Annotated in this window: 17 protein-coding genes; 15 read left to right on the top strand and 2 right to left on the bottom strand. The window is 69.2% G+C overall.

Annotated elements, in window-relative coordinates:
- Positions 1–22 precede the first annotated feature (22 nt).
- The 13 genes from M8C17_RS02630 (at position 23) to M8C17_RS02570 (ending at position 12,212) form a co-directional block, all read left to right on the top strand.
- The gene (locus M8C17_RS02630; RefSeq protein WP_374557100.1) at positions 23–736 is read left to right on the top strand and encodes an anchored repeat-type ABC transporter ATP-binding subunit; all 714 of its coding nucleotides are present in this window, start codon (positions 23–25) and stop codon (positions 734–736) included.
- Positions 736–1,653, top strand: a complete 918-nt coding sequence (locus M8C17_RS02625; RefSeq protein ID WP_252414612.1) for an anchored repeat-type ABC transporter permease subunit — start codon at positions 736–738, stop codon at positions 1,651–1,653. The genes M8C17_RS02630 and M8C17_RS02625 overlap by 1 nt, the downstream gene beginning before the upstream one ends.
- A gap of 63 nt (positions 1,654–1,716) precedes the next feature.
- Positions 1,717–2,373, top strand: coding sequence for a choice-of-anchor M domain-containing protein (locus M8C17_RS02620; protein WP_252414610.1), 657 nt, complete (start codon positions 1,717–1,719; stop codon positions 2,371–2,373).
- The gene (locus M8C17_RS02615; RefSeq protein WP_252414608.1) at positions 2,370–3,023 is read left to right on the top strand and encodes a choice-of-anchor M domain-containing protein; all 654 of its coding nucleotides are present in this window, start codon (positions 2,370–2,372) and stop codon (positions 3,021–3,023) included. The genes M8C17_RS02620 and M8C17_RS02615 overlap by 4 nt, the downstream gene beginning before the upstream one ends.
- A 463-nt stretch (positions 3,024–3,486) precedes the next feature.
- The gene (locus M8C17_RS02610) at positions 3,487–4,935 is read left to right on the top strand and encodes a Y4yA family PLP-dependent enzyme (RefSeq protein ID WP_252414606.1); all 1,449 of its coding nucleotides are present in this window, start codon (positions 3,487–3,489) and stop codon (positions 4,933–4,935) included.
- The gene (locus M8C17_RS02605; protein WP_252414604.1) at positions 4,932–6,251 is read left to right on the top strand and encodes a pyridoxal-phosphate dependent enzyme; all 1,320 of its coding nucleotides are present in this window, start codon (positions 4,932–4,934) and stop codon (positions 6,249–6,251) included. Before M8C17_RS02610 ends, M8C17_RS02605 begins: the two co-directional genes overlap by 4 nt.
- Before the next feature lies 1 nt (position 6,252).
- A complete protein-coding gene (locus M8C17_RS02600) occupies positions 6,253–7,443 on the top strand; it encodes an aminotransferase class V-fold PLP-dependent enzyme (RefSeq protein WP_252414603.1) in 1,191 nt (396 codons plus the stop codon).
- A gap of 112 nt (positions 7,444–7,555) precedes the next feature.
- Entirely contained in the window at positions 7,556–8,317 is a 762-nt protein-coding gene (locus M8C17_RS02595) for a class I SAM-dependent methyltransferase (protein ID WP_252414601.1), read from the top strand.
- A gap of 121 nt (positions 8,318–8,438) precedes the next feature.
- A complete protein-coding gene (locus tag M8C17_RS02590) occupies positions 8,439–9,428 on the top strand; it encodes a metal ABC transporter substrate-binding protein (RefSeq protein WP_252414599.1) in 990 nt (329 codons plus the stop codon).
- 1 nt (position 9,429) lies between these two features.
- Positions 9,430–10,200 (top strand): metal ABC transporter ATP-binding protein, encoded by a 771-nt coding sequence (locus tag M8C17_RS02585; protein ID WP_252414598.1) that lies wholly within the window; start codon positions 9,430–9,432, stop codon positions 10,198–10,200.
- A 23-nt stretch (positions 10,201–10,223) separates the two neighbouring features.
- Entirely contained in the window at positions 10,224–11,084 is an 861-nt protein-coding gene (locus tag M8C17_RS02580) for a metal ABC transporter permease (RefSeq protein ID WP_252414596.1), read from the top strand.
- Positions 11,068–11,907: a metal ABC transporter permease gene (locus tag M8C17_RS02575; RefSeq protein WP_252414594.1), complete on the top strand. Its 840-nt coding sequence runs from the start codon at positions 11,068–11,070 to the stop codon at positions 11,905–11,907. The genes M8C17_RS02580 and M8C17_RS02575 overlap by 17 nt, the downstream gene beginning before the upstream one ends.
- Positions 11,904–12,212 (top strand): metalloregulator ArsR/SmtB family transcription factor, encoded by a 309-nt coding sequence (locus tag M8C17_RS02570; RefSeq protein WP_252414592.1) that lies wholly within the window; start codon positions 11,904–11,906, stop codon positions 12,210–12,212. The genes M8C17_RS02575 and M8C17_RS02570 overlap by 4 nt, the downstream gene beginning before the upstream one ends.
- 18 nt (positions 12,213–12,230) lie before the next feature.
- Here M8C17_RS02570 and M8C17_RS02565 read toward each other — a convergent pair whose 3' ends face one another.
- The gene (locus tag M8C17_RS02565; protein ID WP_252414591.1) at positions 12,231–13,106 is read right to left on the bottom strand and encodes a helix-turn-helix transcriptional regulator; all 876 of its coding nucleotides are present in this window, start codon (positions 13,104–13,106) and stop codon (positions 12,231–12,233) included.
- A 175-nt stretch (positions 13,107–13,281) separates the two neighbouring features.
- Between M8C17_RS02565 and M8C17_RS02560 the strand changes: the two genes are divergently transcribed.
- Positions 13,282–14,304: a zinc-dependent alcohol dehydrogenase family protein gene (locus tag M8C17_RS02560; protein WP_252414589.1), complete on the top strand. Its 1,023-nt coding sequence runs from the start codon at positions 13,282–13,284 to the stop codon at positions 14,302–14,304.
- Between the two features lie 31 nt (positions 14,305–14,335).
- Here the strand turns inward: M8C17_RS02560 and M8C17_RS02555 are convergent, their stop codons facing one another.
- On the bottom strand, positions 14,336–15,022 hold the full coding sequence (locus M8C17_RS02555; RefSeq protein WP_252414587.1) for a Type 1 glutamine amidotransferase-like domain-containing protein: 687 nt from the start codon (positions 15,020–15,022) through the stop codon (positions 14,336–14,338).
- A gap of 234 nt (positions 15,023–15,256) precedes the next feature.
- Between M8C17_RS02555 and M8C17_RS02550 the strand changes: the two genes are divergently transcribed.
- Positions 15,257–15,667, top strand: a complete 411-nt coding sequence (locus tag M8C17_RS02550) for a cupin domain-containing protein (RefSeq protein WP_252414585.1) — start codon at positions 15,257–15,259, stop codon at positions 15,665–15,667.
- Positions 15,668–15,709: the final 42 nt, after the last annotated feature.

Genomic DNA, 15,709 nt, shown 5'->3' with positions numbered 1-15,709 from the left:
ACTCGACATCGAAGGGTTGGACGTGGACCTCGGCGGCCGGCCGGTCCTACGGGACATCCGGCTGCACCTGGACCGGGGCGAACTGGTCGGGCTGCTGGGACCCAACGGCGCCGGGAAGACCACCCTGCTCCGCGCCATCCTGTCACTGGCCCGCACCCGCGGTGGCACCGTGACGGTGGAGGGCAAGCCGTCGCGTCCCGGCCGTTCCGATATCGGCTACGTGCCCCAGCGCCACGAGTTCACCTGGGACTTTCCCATTTCGGTCGAACAGGCCGTGATGAGCGGCCGGACCGGCCGGATCGGCCTGCTCCGCCGACCGGGCGTCACCGACTGGCGAGCAGTCGGCGACGCACTGGACCGGGTACAGCTGACCGGGTTGCGCCGCCGGCCGGTCGGTGAACTGTCCGGCGGGCAACGCCAACGCATCCTGGTCGCGCGAGCCCTCGCGCTCGGGCCGCGCATCCTGCTGCTGGACGAGCCGTTCACCGGACTGGACATGCCCACGCAGGAACTGCTGGGCGACCTGTTCACCAGCCTGGCGCGAGAGGACCGCGCTGTGCTGATGACCACCCATGATCTCGTCGCGGCGGTCGACTCCTGCACCCGTCTGGTCCTGCTCAACGGCCGGATCATCGCCGACGGGCAGCCGGCGGACCTGCAGGACGCCGAGCTGTGGACGACGACCTTCGGCGTGAGTGTGACCTCCCCGCTGCTGAAGCTCGTGAGGGCAACCTGATGTCGATCACCGAATTCCTTACCGACCTGCTCAACCCTGACCTCGCGTTCCTGCCCAAGGCGCTGGCGATCGCGGTCATGTCCAGCATCGTCTGCGGAGTCGTCGGCTGCTACGTCGTCCTGCGGGGCATGGCGTTCATCGGCGATGCCGTGGCCCACGCGGTCTTCCCGGGCATCGCAGTCGCCTTCGTCCTCCAGGGCAGCCTGGTGCTCGGTGGCGCCGTCGCCGGTGTGGCCACCGCACTGCTGATCGCGATCTTCTCGCAGAACCGGCGCGTCAAGGAGGACTCGATCATCGGCGTCTTCCTGGTCGGCGCGTTCGCCCTCGGTATCGTGATCATCTCGCAGGCCCCCGGATACGCCGGGTCGCTGCAGCAGTTCCTCTTCGGCTCGATCACCGGTATCCCGGACCGGGACCTGTACGTCGTCGGGGGCGCCGGCCTGGTCATCCTGGGTCTGGTGCTCGCTCTGCACAAGGAATTCGTCGCGGTCTGCCTGGACCGGGAGATGTCCCGCGCCATGGGGCTGTCGGTCTTCTGGCTCGACATCGTGCTCTACGTCCTGGTGACTCTGGCCGTGGTGATCTCCCTGCAGACCATCGGCAACATCCTCGTCCTGGCCCTGCTGATCACCCCTGCGGCGGCAGCCCGTCTGCTCACCGACCGGCTCGGCGTCATGATGCTGCTCGCCCCGCTGATCGGCGGCGTCTCGGCGACCGTCGGGCTGTACCTGTCCTGGAGCTACGACACACCGGTCGGCGGCACCATCGTGCTGGTCGCCACCGCGGTCTTCCTTGCCGCCTGGCTGTTCGCCCCACGACACGGCCTCCTGACCCGACGTTGGCGACGCCCCGGCGGGCAGGAACTCGGCGACGACGCGCATCCGAGCTCTCGTCCAGCCCTATCGCCAGCAAAGTAAAACGACTATCGTTTCCATTAAGCGTTGGTCCACCCGGGACCTTCGCGGGAGAGGAGTCTCTTCGTGCGTAGCACCATCCGTCATCTGCTGGCGTCGGGTGTCCTGGGAGTGGCGTTGGTCGCCACGGCCCTGCCCGCCCAGGCCGCCACCACGTCTGCCGTGGTGTTCAACACCGGCCATCTCGACCTCGTCGACCTGGCCTACGAGGCCGGCACGCTGGAGGTCGGCATCCATGACGAGGACAACGACGTCGAGTACGGCACCGACGAGGTCAAGCTGATCGTCAAGCGCCAAGCCAAGGTCACGGTTCCCGCCGACCCCGCCTTCGCCTTCCTCGGCACCCCGGGCGTGTCCCAGGTGTGGGTCCTGCCCCAGATCCAGAACACCAACCTGATCTGGCCGGGCATCGCCACCGAGGAGATCGAAGCCGGCGTCTTCGCAGGCGACGCCCTGGCGCTGTCCGTGCAGGCGGTTACCGGTCCCGGCCAGCTCGCGATCTACACCGAGAGCGCCGTCGGCCAGCCGACCATCTTGGCTGACAGCGGCGACGGCCTCCCGGACGCCATCACGGTGACCGCCGGTGACCACACGCACGCCAACTGGGCGTTCGACGAGGCCGGCACCTACCTGGTGACTGTGCGCGCCACTGGCACCCTGGCCGCCACCGGCCAGCAGGTGACCTCCGACCCCGCCACGCTCCGCTTCACGGTCAAGGCGTGAACGTCATGCGTACCCGCAACCGGTTCTTCGCCGGTCTCCTCCTGACCGCCGCACTGCTCGCCGGGACCGCCACGCCCGTCGCCGCCGCACCGGTGGTGCTCTCCAGCGGCCACGTCGATGTGATCGACGTCGACTACGCCGCCGGCGCGCTCACCGTCGACGTCCTGGACGGCACCGGCACCACCACCGTGGAACGCAACCCCACCGACGTGCTCTTCCGGGTGCCCAACACCGCCAACATCACCGTGCCCGGCGGCTCGGCCTGGTCCTTCCTCGGCACCGGCGGGCAGGCGTGGGTCCTGCCGCAGTCCAACACCGCCGGACTGATCTGGGCCGGGTGGAACACCACCGAGGTGCCCAGCGGCATCTTCCAGAACAACCGGGTCACGTTCAAACTCACCAGCGTCTCCGGCCCCGCGGGCTTCAGCATCTACACCGTCTCCGGCGGCACCCCCACCGTGCTCTTCGACAGCGGGAACGGCCTGCCCGACAGCCTCACCGTCAACAACAACACCCACGCCCACGCCAACTGGGCCTTCGACGCCGCCGGCACCTACGCCGTCACCTTCGAAGTGACCGGCCAACTCGCCTCCAGTGGCGCCATCGTCAGCTCTGGCGCGAAGACCTACACCTTCGAAGTCCTTCCTTGACGCGTCCCACCGCACCTGATTTCCGAACTCACTGTCGGTACCCGCCCCGGTAGGACGCGTGTGCCGCGGCGGATCCGATCGGCGCACGGCGCCTACTCCTCGTAGGCGCCGTGCGCCCACCAGCATTACCAGCTCCGACCTCTGCATGGGGCACTCGCGGATCGACATCGCCGGTGACAGGACGGCGAGACCCGCGCCGGCCAGCGGCGCCGGCGGTCGGACAGAACAAGACAATGACTGGCCGTCGTTCTCGTCAGGATTGCTGGATAGTCGACGCATGTATTGACGCTCACCATCACATATGCGCACTCGTATATGTGAGGGCAGGGCGTCCGGTCGCTCATCTGCCGCCCCTTGGCGGGCGTCGGGACATCGGTTACGTTGAAGCGGGCCGCCGTCACGAAGGGTTTCGGCGTAAGGGGTGGCGGCGTCCGTGGCGCCACGACTCACCTGAGGAGTCGCATTGCCCCTTTACCTGTCTCCGCGAATCGGTCCGACACTGCAGTCGGCGCTCGACGAAACCGTCCTGATGGCGCAATTATCCGACGCGTTGGGATCTCCACTCGGCGTGATTCTGCCACAGCAGTTGACGGCCAACGTTGCCGCATTCCGTTCGGTCTTTTCCGACCATCGACTCTCCGGTCAGATCTATTACGCGCACAAGGCCAACCGATCCAGTGCCCTGGTGCGAGAACTCGCCGCCACCGACGCGGGTATCGACGTGGCGTCGCTCGCCGAGCTGCAGCACGCGCTCGGTGCCGGCTTCGTGCCGCAGCGGGTCATGGCGACCGGGCCGAAGAACGAGGAGTTCCTCTGGCTGTGCGCCCGTACCGGGGTCACCGTCAGCGCTGATTCTGTCGGCGAGTTGGCGGCGCTCGCCACACTGGTCACGGATTGGTCCTTGCCGCGCGTACGGGTGATGGCACGCCTGTCGGGCTTCACCTCAGCAGGCGTGCAGTTCAACAGCCGCCGCAGCCGTTTCGGGGTGTCGGCCGCCGCGGTGAGCGAGGTTCTCGACGTGATCGAGAAACGTGCCGACGCCCTGGATCTGGTCGGAGTGGCGTTTCATCTCGACACGATCGGGTTGCCGGAAAAGGCTGTGGCGTTGGAGGGCTGCCTCGGCGCGCTGGACGAGTGCCGCCGGCGCGGTCTGCGGCCATGGTCGGTGGACATCGGCGGTGGGTTCGGCGTGGACTACCTCGCTGACGGCGCGCAGTGGGAGCAGTACACCTCCGCGTTGACCGAGGCGGTGCTCGGCAGGCGGGCGCCACTGACCTGGACCGGGCACGGTTACGGGTTGCGCGCCGAGGGTGCCCACGTTCGGGGTTCGCTGAACCTGTACCCGGCTCACCGGCCCGTCTCCGGACCCGCGTACCTCGATCGGCTGCTACGAACAGCCTCGCCCGAGCAGCGCCGCCCACTCGGGACACTGCTGTTGGACAACATGTACGACCTGCACGTCGAGCCGGGTCGGGCCCTGCTCGACCAGTGCGGCCTGGTCCTGGCCAGCGTTCTCGAGGTACGTGACGAGGCCAACGGCGACACGATCGTGCGCCTGGACTGCAACGCACGCGATGTCAGTCTTGAGGAACACGGAGTCCTGATGGACCCGGTCGTCGTGCACCGGACGACCCCGGCCGCTCCGGGGCCCGTGGGGGTGTACCTCTTCGGCAATCTCTGTCTCGAAGCGGATCTCATCACCCGACGCAAGGTCTTCCTGCCGTCCCGGCCCTGCGCCGGTGACCTGCTGGCCTTCGTCAACACCGCCGGCTATCTCATGGACTTCAGCGCCACACAGGCGCTGCGCCAGCCGATCGGCCGCAAGGTCGCGCTGTACCGCGACGACGGCGCGTGGCGATGGTGCCTCGACGAGCAGTACTGGCCCGTTCACCATCGCGCGGAGGCACCATGAGGTTCGAGAACATGACCGACGCCATCGGCAACACCCCACTGGTGCGCATCGACCCCGCCGTGCACGGTCTGCGAAACATCGACCTGTACGCCAAGATGGAGCTGCTCAACCCATTCGGCTCCCTGAAGGACCGCGCCGCGTGGAACATGGCGCGACCCCTGCTCACCCAGGCCGTTGAGCGCGGAGACACCGTCGTCGAGTTGTCCAGCGGCAACACGGCCAAGGCTCTGGCCGTCATCGCCGGCATGCACGGGCTCACTTTCAAAAGCGTCACCAACCGCATGAAGGTCGCCGAGATCAAGGACCTACTGCTGCTGCTCGGCGCGGAGATCGACGAGCTGCCCGGGCAGGCCGAATGCCTCGACCCCACCGACACGGACGACCCGCTGACCAGGATGTACCACCGGCTGGCCGGATCGGGTGACGGCTACCTGCACACCGACCAGTACTTCAACGAGCTCAACGTCGACGCGCACCTGAACGGCACCGGCCCGGAGATCGTGAAGGACCTCGACGGTCGAGCCCCAGACTACTTCATCGCCTGCGTCGGAACTGCCGGCTCCTCCACCGGTGTGGCGGCCGCGCTGCGCCAGCACAATCCTGACGTGAGCGTCGTCGGGCTCGTCGCGCACAAGTCCGATTTCATCCCGGGGATACGCACCATTGACGAGGTGCACGAGGTTGGCCTCTTCGACCCCGGCGTCTATGACACGGTGGAGACGATCACCGCTGACGACGCCATCGATGGTCTGCTGACTCTCGTACGCCGATGCGGCACGCTCGCCGGGCCGACCGGCGGTGGTGCCTACCAGGGCGCCGTACGCCATCTGCGTGCCATCGACGCGCAGCTCACCGAACGCCACACGGCGGTCTTCATCGTCTGTGATCGCGTCGAGAGCTACATGAGCTATCTGCGGGAGCGGCGCCCCGAGCTGTTCGGCCGGCCACCGCGGCGCAACTCCCTCCGCACGGTGACCGACGCGGACGTGAGGCAGGCGGCCACCATGGATGTCGCGGAAGCCGAGCGGTGGATCGCCGAGCGTCGAGGGCTGGTGGTCGACCTGCGCAGCCCGTTCGCGTACCAGGCGCTGCACATCGACGGCTCGATCAACATCGTCGACGAACTCTTCGCGGAACTACTTCACGGTGGGCTGCCGTTCGGCCACCGCCAGCCGGTGCTGCTGGTTTGCCCGGTGGGGGAGAAGTCCGCCCGCTACGCCGCGCTGCTCACCCGGATGGGTCATCCAGATGTGCGCTCACTCGACGGCGGGATCATCGCCTGGCGCGACGCCGGCGCCGAGCTCGTACGCGACTGACGTGGATGTTCTCGACGAGCTGCGCCCCTGGCAGGAGGGGCTGCGCGCCCAGTTCCCGCTCATCACCGCCAACCCCGACGTGGCGTACCTGGACAGCGCCGCCACCTCGCAGAAGCCGCAGGCGGTACTCGACGCGGTCCTGACCTATCTGACGACGGGCAACGCCAACGCCGCCCGGGGCACGTACCCGTGGGCGAACCGGACCACCATCCGCATCGAGCAGGCCCGCGACCGGCTGCGCCGCTTCCTCGACGACCCGGCGCCGCAGCGTTCGGGTGTGCACTTCGTCAGCGGCACCACCGAGGGTCTGCGCGCCATCGCCCGCGACTGGCTCGCCCCGCAGTTGCACGACGGCGACGAGATCATCGTGCCGTTCGCCGATCACGCCGCCAACAACGCACCCTGGCTGGAAACAGCGGAGCTGCTGCGCCACAAGGGCATTTCCGTCGGCGTCCGGGCGATGCCCTACGACGCCGCGCACGACTACGACACCGACCGGCTCGCGGCGATGATCAACGATCGGACGCGCCTGATCGCCGCGACCCACGTGCACCACGTCTACGGCAACGACATGAACGTGCACAGACTGCGCGCGGCAGCCGGACCGTCCGTCCCGATCTGCCTCGACGCCGCGCAGGGCGTCGGGCACCTGCCGCTGTCCACCGCGGCGACCGACGTCGACTTCGTGGTGTTCTCCGGGCACAAGGCGATGGCGCTGCCAGGCACCGGCGCGATCTGGGCGCGCAATGAGCGCGGTCCGGCCTACGCGCCGGCAGGATGGAACGGCTCACCCAACACCAGTGGCATCATCAGCCTGGTCGCCGCGCTGGACTGGCTCGACGCCGCCGGCCTGGATCGTGTCGCCCGTTGGAACACCGCGCTCGGCGCGCGGCTCACCGACGGGTTGCGCACGCTGTCCAACGTCGAGGTGCTGGGCTGTCAGAGCAGCCTGGCCGCCGACGCCCCGGTGCAGCAGCGCCAGGGCATCGTGGCCTTCCGCCACCGCCTGATCGGCTCGAACGACCTCGGGTTCATCCTGGCCGCGCACGGACTTCTGGTCCGCGCGGACGGTCACTGCCAAGGCGACCAGGGCGAGAAGACGGCATCCGTACGGGTGAGCCTGCACGTCTACAACACCGCCGAGGAGGTGGACCGGCTCCTGTCGGTCCTGGACGAGCTCGACCGCGATTGACGGACACGCACCGCCAATCGCCGGTTCTGCCGCCTCGGATCGCCTATCGTGTCGGAAATGGCTTCCGTTATCGTGTGGCCGTCCTGTCCGCGTGTCGTCCCGGAGTGCACCCATGGCAACGACCACCGGCGCGCCCGGCGCCGTGCTCGACCGCGCGCAGGCCGTCCGGTGGCGCGAAGGCTGGGCGCAGGTCATGGGTGGATTCGTGCCCCATCTCGCCACCCTCGAGGAGGCGCTGTGCCGTGCCGCCGAGGCCGCCCGCGGCCGGACACCCCGGCGGGTGCTCGATCTCGGCGGCGGGCCCGGGCTGCTCGCCGAGCGGATGGCTCGACGGTGGTCCGATGCCTCGGTCACCCTCGTGGACATCGATCCGGTGCTGCTCGCGCTGGCCCGCCGCGCCCTCGAGGGCGAGGTGCGGACGCTGACGGGCGACCTGTCCTCGCCGGGCTGGGCGGCCCGTGCGGGTGGCGGCCATGACCTGGTCACCGTGGTGATGACCCTGCACTACCTCACAGCGGCCCAGGTGCGGGCGTTCTACGACGACGCCCGCCGCTGCCTGGCCCCCGGCGGGTTGCTCATCGTCGCCGACCTCATGCCCGACGACGGTCTCCCGTCGCTGATGAGCGCCCTGGACCCCGCGCCGGACGAGGCGGCTGCGGAGCTGGCCTGGGCCCAGTGGTGGAGCGGCATCGTCGAGGTGAAGGCGCTGCGTCCGTTGCTCGCGGAACGGGCGGCGATCTTCGAGAACCGCCCCCCGGCCGAGTTCACCGCTCCGGTGTCATGGCACGCCGCCGCCGCTCGTGACGCGGGGCTCGGCGAGGTCGGGATCCTGTGGCGATCCGGCCGGCACGCTGCGCTGGCGGCCGTGGCCTGAGGTTCCAACCCACCGCTTCCCGGGCAGGTGCCCGCAGCGGGCGGACGCATGGTCATCTCGCTATTAGACGATACTTAGTGAAAACGATTACCGTTCCTGGCCTCAGGAATGGAGTGTTTTCGTGAAGCATGGGCAACGCACGTTCATAACAGCGGCGACCGCCGCGGCGCTCGTACTCCTCGTCGGATGCGGCTCGGGTGACGGTGCCACCGAGGGCGGCAGCGGCACCTCGTCCGGCACCAAGCTCGCTGTGGTGGCCACGACCCCCGAGGTGGCCGACTTCGCCCGCACCATCGGCGGCAGCGACGTCACCGTCACACAGATCATCAAGCCGAACGTGGATCCGCACGACTACGAGCCCACCCCGGCCGACATCCAGGCAATCGGCAAGGCCGCCATCGTCGTCAAGAACGGCGTCGGCCTTGAGGAGTGGCTCGACCAGACCATCGAGTCGGCCGGCTTCAAGGGCACCGTCGTCGACTCCAGCCAGGGCGTCACCCTGCGCGAGGGCGGCCACGAGGAGGGCGAGGACGGCCACGAGGAGGGCGAGGGCGCGCACGAGGCCGAGGAGCACGACCCGCACATCTGGCACAACCCGCAGAACGCCAAGACGATGGTCACCAACATCGAGAAGGGCCTCGCCGCGGCCGACCCCGCGCACGCCACCGCCTTCGCCGGCAATCTGAAAAGCTACTCAGCCGAACTCGACAAGCTCGACGCCGACAACGAGGCCGCCTTCGCCAGAATCCCTGCCGATCAGCGCAAGCTCGTGACCAACCACGACGCCTTCGGCTACTACGTCGACCGGTACAAACTGCAGTTCGTCGGCTCGGTCATCCCCAGCCTCGACACCTCCGCCGAGCTGAGCGCGAAGCAGCTCAACGACCTCGTCGCGAAGATCAAGGCCACCGGTGCGAAGGCCATCTTCGCGGAGACGTCATTGCCACCCAAGAGCGCCGAGGCGATCGCCAACCAGGCCGGCGTCAAGGTCATCGGCGGTGAGGACGCCCTCTACGGCGACAGCATCGGCGCCGAAGGCACGCCCCAGGGCACCTACCTCGGCGCGGAGCGGCACAACACCCAGGTCATCGTCACGGCTCTGGGCGGCTGACATGGACGATGTCGCGGTGGCCGACGCCGCCCTTCGCTACGCCGGGGTGAGCGTCGGCTACCACGGCACGCCCGTGCTCACCGACGTGAACCTCGAGTTGGCCGCGGGGGAGCGCCTGGCCCTGGTCGGCCCGAACGGTGCCGGCAAGTCCACACTGGTCAAATCGATTCTCGGCCTGGTGCCGGTACTCGCCGGCACACCAACCGTGCTCGGGCGTACGCCGTCCCGCGCCCGGACCCAAACTGGATACGTTCCCCAGACTGACTCCCTCGATGCCGACTTCCCCGTGACCGCGGGCCAGGTCGTCATGATGGGCCGCTATCGACGCATCGGCTGGTGGCGTCCCACCCGCAGCGCCGACCGACGAGCCGTCCACGAGGCGCTCGAACGCCTCGGCCTCGCCGATCACGCGAGGACGCACTTCGGCGTGCTCTCCGGTGGCCAGCGCCAGCGGGTACTGCTGGCCCGTGCCATCGCCGCCGAGCCGCGGCTGCTACTGCTCGACGAGCCGTTCAACGGCGTCGACGCGGTCAGCCAGGAAGCCATCCTGGCCGTCCTGCGCGAGCTCAGCACGGTCGGGACCGCCCTGGTGCTCAGCACCCACGACCTGACCGTCGCACGGGAACTCGCCGACACGGTCTGCCTGCTCAACGGCCGACAGTGGGCGGTGGGCCCGCCTGCAGAGACGCTGACCGCCGAGACGCTGCGCCGCGCGTACGGCGGGCACGCCATCGAGCTGAGAGACGGCCGGACAGTGCTGGTGGAGCCGTGATCGAGCCGTTCACCGTACCGTTCATGGGACGAGCCCTGGCCGAGCTCGCGTTGCTCGCCCTCATCTGCGGGCCGGTCAGTGTCCTCGTCTTCGCCCGCCGCCTGTCGTTCGTCTCCGACGCGCTGACGCACACCGTGTTTCCCGGCGTCGTCATCGGTTTCCTGGTGGGTGGCACCGAGGGCATCGTCGTCGGGGCGCTGATCGCCGGCGTCGTGACCGCAGTCGTGCTCACCCTACTGACCAGTGGCGGAACGCTGCCCGACGACGCGTCCATCGCCGTGGTGCTCACCGCCATGTTCTCGATCGGCGTGGTGCTCGTGTCCCGGCGCTCGTCGTACACCTCGGATCTGACATCGTTTCTCTTCGGGCGCATCCTGACGGTGACGCCGCGTCAGGTCGCGGAGACCGCCGTACTGGCGGTGGTCATCCTCGGGCTGCTACTGATGACCGCCCGCGCCCTGATCTTCCGGACCTTCGACCCGGTTGGGGCGGCCGCGGCCGGGTTCCGGATCGCCTGGCTCGATCTGTGGCTCAACATCATCGTCGCGCTCGTCGTCGTCGCCGCGGTGCGCGCCGTCGGCACCATCCTCGTGGTGGCGTTGCTCATCGTGCCCGCCGCGGCCGCCCGCATGCTCACCGATCGACTGCCCGTCATGGCTGCCATCGGCACCGGCCTCATCCTCCTCGCCGCATACGGCGGCCTACTGGCCAGCTGGAATGCTTCCGTCGACTACGGCGTCTCCCTGACCTCGGCGTCCGCCGTCGTCCTGCTGCTCGTGCTCGCCTACCTGCTTCTGCTCCCGCTGGGCGCGCTGCGCCTGCGGCACCGCCGCACGCGGACCGCCCCCCAGGGAAGGACATCACCTCATGAACTGGTGGGATAACGCGCTGCACCGGGCCGCGGCCGAGGTGCTGCTCGTCGGCGCGCTCGCCGGACTCATCGGCGTCCACGTCGTGCTCCGTCGGCTGTCCTTCTTCACCATGGCACTGACCCACGCCACGTTCCCCGGGGTGGTGGCCGCCTCCATCATCGGCGTCAACATCGTCCTCGGCGGGGTGATCGCGGGTGCGATCGTCGCGCTGGGCGTCGCCGCGCTCAGCCGCAGCCGCAGCCAGAACGCGGCCGCGGCGACCGGCGTGATGCTCTCCGGTGGCTTCGCGCTCGGCGCCGGGCTCGTCGCCACCCAGAACGGCTTCAGCCGGGACCTGACATCGTTCCTCGTCGGATCGATCCTCACGGTCAGCCCGCAGGATCTGGTGACGACCGCGGTGGCGCTCGTCGTCGTCGCGGCCGTCCTGCTGGCCTGCGCCCGCCCACTGCGGTACACCGGCTTCGACCGCGTCGGCGCGCGGGCGGCCGGCTTCACCACCGTTGTCTGGGACGTCGTGCTGCTGCTCACCATCCAGGTGGTGGTCGTGACGATCGTCCCGGCAGTCGGCACGATCCTCGCCCTCGCCCTCATCGTGGCGCCCGCCGCCGCGGCGCGCCAGTGGTCCCACCGGCTCCGCACCATCACCGCCCTGGCCGTCACGTTCGGTGCCCTCAGCGGCCTCGGCGGCCTGTACGCGTCGAGCCGTTGGAACGTCGCCGCCGGCGCGAGCATCACCCTGACCGCCACCGCGGTCCTGGCGTTGTCGACGGTCCTGTCCCGGCTGACCAATGCCCGCCTTCGGACGGTCGGCAGCTCACGTGCGGTCCCGGCATGAGCACCGCCCACCTCGACGACATGAGGGCCACCCTGGATCGGGCGATCGTCGTGCTGCGTGGCATGGCGTACGAGCACCGGTTACACATCCTGGTGCTGCTGCAGGGAGGCGAGCAGACACCGGCATCGCTGGCGGAGGCGCTGTCCGCGGATTCGACGGCCATCGCCCACCATCTGCGGTTTCTCAAGGACGCACGGCTCATCCGGCGGAAGCGCCGCGGCCGACAGGTCACCTACATGCTGCAAGGGGAGGCCACCAGGCGGCTCATCGGGGACGTGCTCCGCTACGCCGAGAACTCCTCCTGAACGCCATTGGGCTCGCGCTCAGGAGTTGCCGGACGCGCTGCTGGTGTCGGCGGTGGTCGCCGCCCAGCTCGCCAGGACGCGCAGAGCGTCGTGCGCCGGGGTGCTGACCTGGGCGCTGTAGGCGGTCATGGTGAGGCCGGGATCGGCGGGTAGCGGCATGGCTTCGAAGGCGAGGTCGAGGCGGCCGACGGCCGGGTGGTGGAACTGCTTCACGCCGGTGTGGTGCAGGCGGACGTTGTGCGCGGCCCAGCGGGTGCGGAAGTCGTCGCTGCGGGTGGCGAGTTCGCCGACCAGATCGGTGAGCGATCTGTCGTAGGGGTCGCGACCAGCCTCCGTACGCAGCAGCGCGACGGTGGTGTTGGCGGCGTCGTCCCAGTCGGCGTAGAGGTCCTCGGCCCGGCGGTCGAGAAAGCAGAACCGGGCCAGGTTGACCGGCCGGTCGGGGCTGTCGAACGCTGGTGCGTAGAGGGCCTGACCGAGCTGGTTGGCGGCGAGGATGTCCAGGCGACCGTTGCGGACGAAGGCGGGGGCCTCGGTCATCGCGTCGAGGAGACTCCGCACGCCGGGCCTGATCTGCTGCTTGACCGGCCGTCGCCGGGTACGGGGGCTGGTGTTGGCGGCGCGGGCCAGGTCGTGCAGGTGGGAGCGCTCGGCCTCGTCGAGGTGCAGGGCGCGGGCGATGGCGTCCAGGACGTTGTCGGACACTCCGGACAGGTTGCCGCGTTCGAGGCGGGTGTAGTAGTCGGGGCTGACCCCGGCCAGCATCGCGACTTCGGCGCGGCGTAGCCCGGCGACGCGGCGGATGCCGCCGAAGGAGGGCAGGCCGGCCTGCTCGGGGGTGATCCTGGCGCGCCGGGAGGCCAGGAACTCGCGAACGGCGTCCCGGGTGTCCATGCCCGCAACGCTACGACCCCGGCCGCCGACGAAGGAGGTTCTGTCATTACCTGCTTCGACAAGCCCTCCCACCCGCCGGAGTTGGGGAGTTCCCTGGACTGTGACAGCCGTGCCCGCGACAACGGAACCGGTCCGGGCGCGGCCCATGCCACACCAGTCGAAAGGAACCACCGCCATGCGCGGAGCAGTGCTATACGCCGCGGGCGACGTCCGCGTGGAGGACCGTCCCGACCCGAGGATCGAGCAGCCGACCGACGCCGTCATCCGCCTGGCGGCCACCTGTGTCTGCGGCTCGGACCTCTGGCCCTACCGCGGCATCGAGGCGCTCGACGGCCCGCGGCCGATGGGCCACGAGTACGTCGGCATCGTGGAGGAGGTCGGCAGCGAGGTCCGCACCGTGCGGCCCGGGCAGTTCGTGGTCGGTTCGTTCTTCGCCTCCGACAACACCTGCGAGATCTGCCGAGCCGGTTACCAGACGCACTGTGTGCACCGTGAGTCCGCCAGTCCGGGCGGCGCGCAGGCCCAGTACGCCCGGATCACGCTGGCCGACGGCACCCTCGTCGCCACCCCGGACATGCCCGCCGACGACCTGGTCCCCGGCCTGCTGGCGGCCTCTGACGTGCTGGGTACCGGCTGGTTCGGTGCCGTCGCCGCCCAGGTCGGGCCCGGCAAGACGGTCGCGGTCGTCGGTGACGGCGCGGTCGGCCTGCTCGGTGTCCTCGCCGCCAAGCGGCTGGGCGCCGAGCGGATCATCGCGATGAGCCGCCACGAGACCCGGCAGAAGCTCGCCCTCGACTTCGGGGCCACCGACATCGTCACCGAGCGCGGCGACGACGGCGTCGCCCGGGTCAAGGACCTCACCGGCGGGCTCGGTGCGCACTCGGTCATCGAGGCCGTCGGCACCCAGGAATCCATGATGCAGGCCATCCGGTCGACCCGGGCCGGCGGGCACGTGGGCTACGTCGGCGTCGCCCATGGCGTCGACCTGCCCGGGCAGGAGCTGTTCTTCTCCGGCGTGCACCTGCACGGCGGCCCCGCCCCGGTTCGCCGTTTCCTGCCCGACCTGATCGACCTCATCCAGAATCGAGTCATCGACCCGGGCAGGGTCTTCGACCTCACCCTGCCACTGGAGCAGGCCGCCGAGGGCTACCGGGCGATGGACGAGCGCCGCGCGATCAAGGCGCTGCTGCGTCCGTGACAGGGCTGGCTCGGCTGAGGGGACGTCTGGGTCAGGGGTTGATCAGTCTCCAGTCGCCTTCGGAGATGACGTCAACGGTGCCATCGACCACCTTGATGGCGGTGTTGTCGTCGATGGCGTAAGTCGGGACCGGGATTCCGGACGCCCACTTCTGGATGGTGGACAGGTCGGTGTCCTCCATGTCCGGATGATTGAGGTGGGGGTACAGCGTGAAATCCACCAGCCCCAGCGCCCGGTCGGCGCCCTGCGCCATGTCGCTGCCGTCAGGGACGAATTCAAGGTCGAATTCGGCGTCGCAGTTGTACGGGGTGACCGCGATGCTCCCGGCGCTGACCCCCACATACACCGTGTCACTCAGCGACGGCAGGAGGTCGGCCAGGCCCGACTGGCGCAGCCAGTAGGTCAGGTACAGCACGTCGCCGCCCCAGACGAGGAGGGCATCGGCCTCCCGGACCGCAGGGACCCAGTTCTCTTCTCGAATGGTCGGCAGCGCGGTGAGCTCCAACATTCCCAGGGATTTCCAACCCAGCTGGGACAGCGGGATGTGAGGCTGGCCGTGGATCGCCTTCCACGCCCTCTCGCCTCCGCCGGAGAAGGGGTAGACAGCGGTGGGGATGAACAGGGCCGTGGACTCGGCGATCGGTTTGCCCAGCAGGTCGACGAGCGCGTCGGAGATGCTCGGGTTACAGATGCCCGACGAGGTGAGAAGGAACTTCATGAAATCCCGCTCTCCTGAAGCCACCGCAGAACGGCGATCACGTTGCCCATGAGGACCAGCGTCCCGGCTCGCTAATCCGAGCGACACATCGCTGGATCATCCGCTGGCGGCCGTCCAACCGTCAACTACCAAGGCCAGCGACATTGATCAAGGGAAACCGCCCGACTCGGGCCCAGAAGTCACGCACATCTGGGCCCTGTTCACACGAACGAAGCCACAGGAGCAACAGACCGCATGGACCTCAAGCCCGTCAGTCCCACCGTGAAGACGCCCGCGGAGGCGTTCACCGGTGACGTCTACCTGACGCCCATCCACACAGGAACGCCGCCGTCGCGGATGACCGTCGCACTCGTACGCTTCACGCCCGGCGCCCACACCAACTGGCACTCCCACGCCGTCGGTCAGACCCTCCACGTCACCGAGGGCGTCGGCCTGGTCGGCATCCGTGACGGATCGGTGCTGCGCGTACGCGCCGGGGACACCATCGTCTGCCCACCGGGCGAGGAGCACTGGCACGGCGCCGCCGCCGACACGTTCATGAGTCACCTGGCCATGCTCGAAGCCCTGCCCGACGGCGGAGACCCGACCAGCTGGCTCGAACCCGTCACCGACGAGCACTACCGGGAGGCGAACCAGCGGAGCTGACGAGCCGCTGGGTCGCCGTCGAGCGGACGGCACACCGGCCCG

Origin of the sequence: Micromonospora sp. RHAY321 (genome assembly GCF_023896955.1) — a bacterium.
GTDB lineage: Bacteria > Actinomycetota > Actinomycetes > Mycobacteriales > Micromonosporaceae > Micromonospora.
This window is presented reverse-complemented; position numbering and strand designations above follow the sequence as displayed.

Bases quoted from the DNA above. Each gene is read 5' to 3' on its own strand.
- M8C17_RS02560 (WP_252414589.1), top strand. From the start codon at position 13,282: ATGCGCGGAGCAGTGCTATACGCCGCGGGCGACGTCCGCGTGGAGGAC.
- M8C17_RS02580 (WP_252414596.1), top strand. From the start codon at position 10,224: ATGGGACGAGCCCTGGCCGAGCTCGCGTTGCTCGCCCTCATCTGCGGG.
- M8C17_RS02575 (WP_252414594.1), top strand. From the start codon at position 11,068: ATGAACTGGTGGGATAACGCGCTGCACCGGGCCGCGGCCGAGGTGCTG.
- M8C17_RS02625 (WP_252414612.1), top strand. From the start codon at position 736: ATGTCGATCACCGAATTCCTTACCGACCTGCTCAACCCTGACCTCGCG.
- M8C17_RS02565 (WP_252414591.1), bottom strand. From the start codon at position 13,106: ATGGACACCCGGGACGCCGTTCGCGAGTTCCTGGCCTCCCGGCGCGCC.
- M8C17_RS02555 (WP_252414587.1), bottom strand. From the start codon at position 15,022: ATGAAGTTCCTTCTCACCTCGTCGGGCATCTGTAACCCGAGCATCTCC.
- M8C17_RS02605 (WP_252414604.1), top strand. From the start codon at position 4,932: ATGAGGTTCGAGAACATGACCGACGCCATCGGCAACACCCCACTGGTG.
- M8C17_RS02585 (WP_252414598.1), top strand. From the start codon at position 9,430: ATGGACGATGTCGCGGTGGCCGACGCCGCCCTTCGCTACGCCGGGGTG.
- M8C17_RS02595 (WP_252414601.1), top strand. From the start codon at position 7,556: ATGGCAACGACCACCGGCGCGCCCGGCGCCGTGCTCGACCGCGCGCAG.
- M8C17_RS02570 (WP_252414592.1), top strand. From the start codon at position 11,904: ATGAGCACCGCCCACCTCGACGACATGAGGGCCACCCTGGATCGGGCG.
- M8C17_RS02550 (WP_252414585.1), top strand. From the start codon at position 15,257: ATGGACCTCAAGCCCGTCAGTCCCACCGTGAAGACGCCCGCGGAGGCG.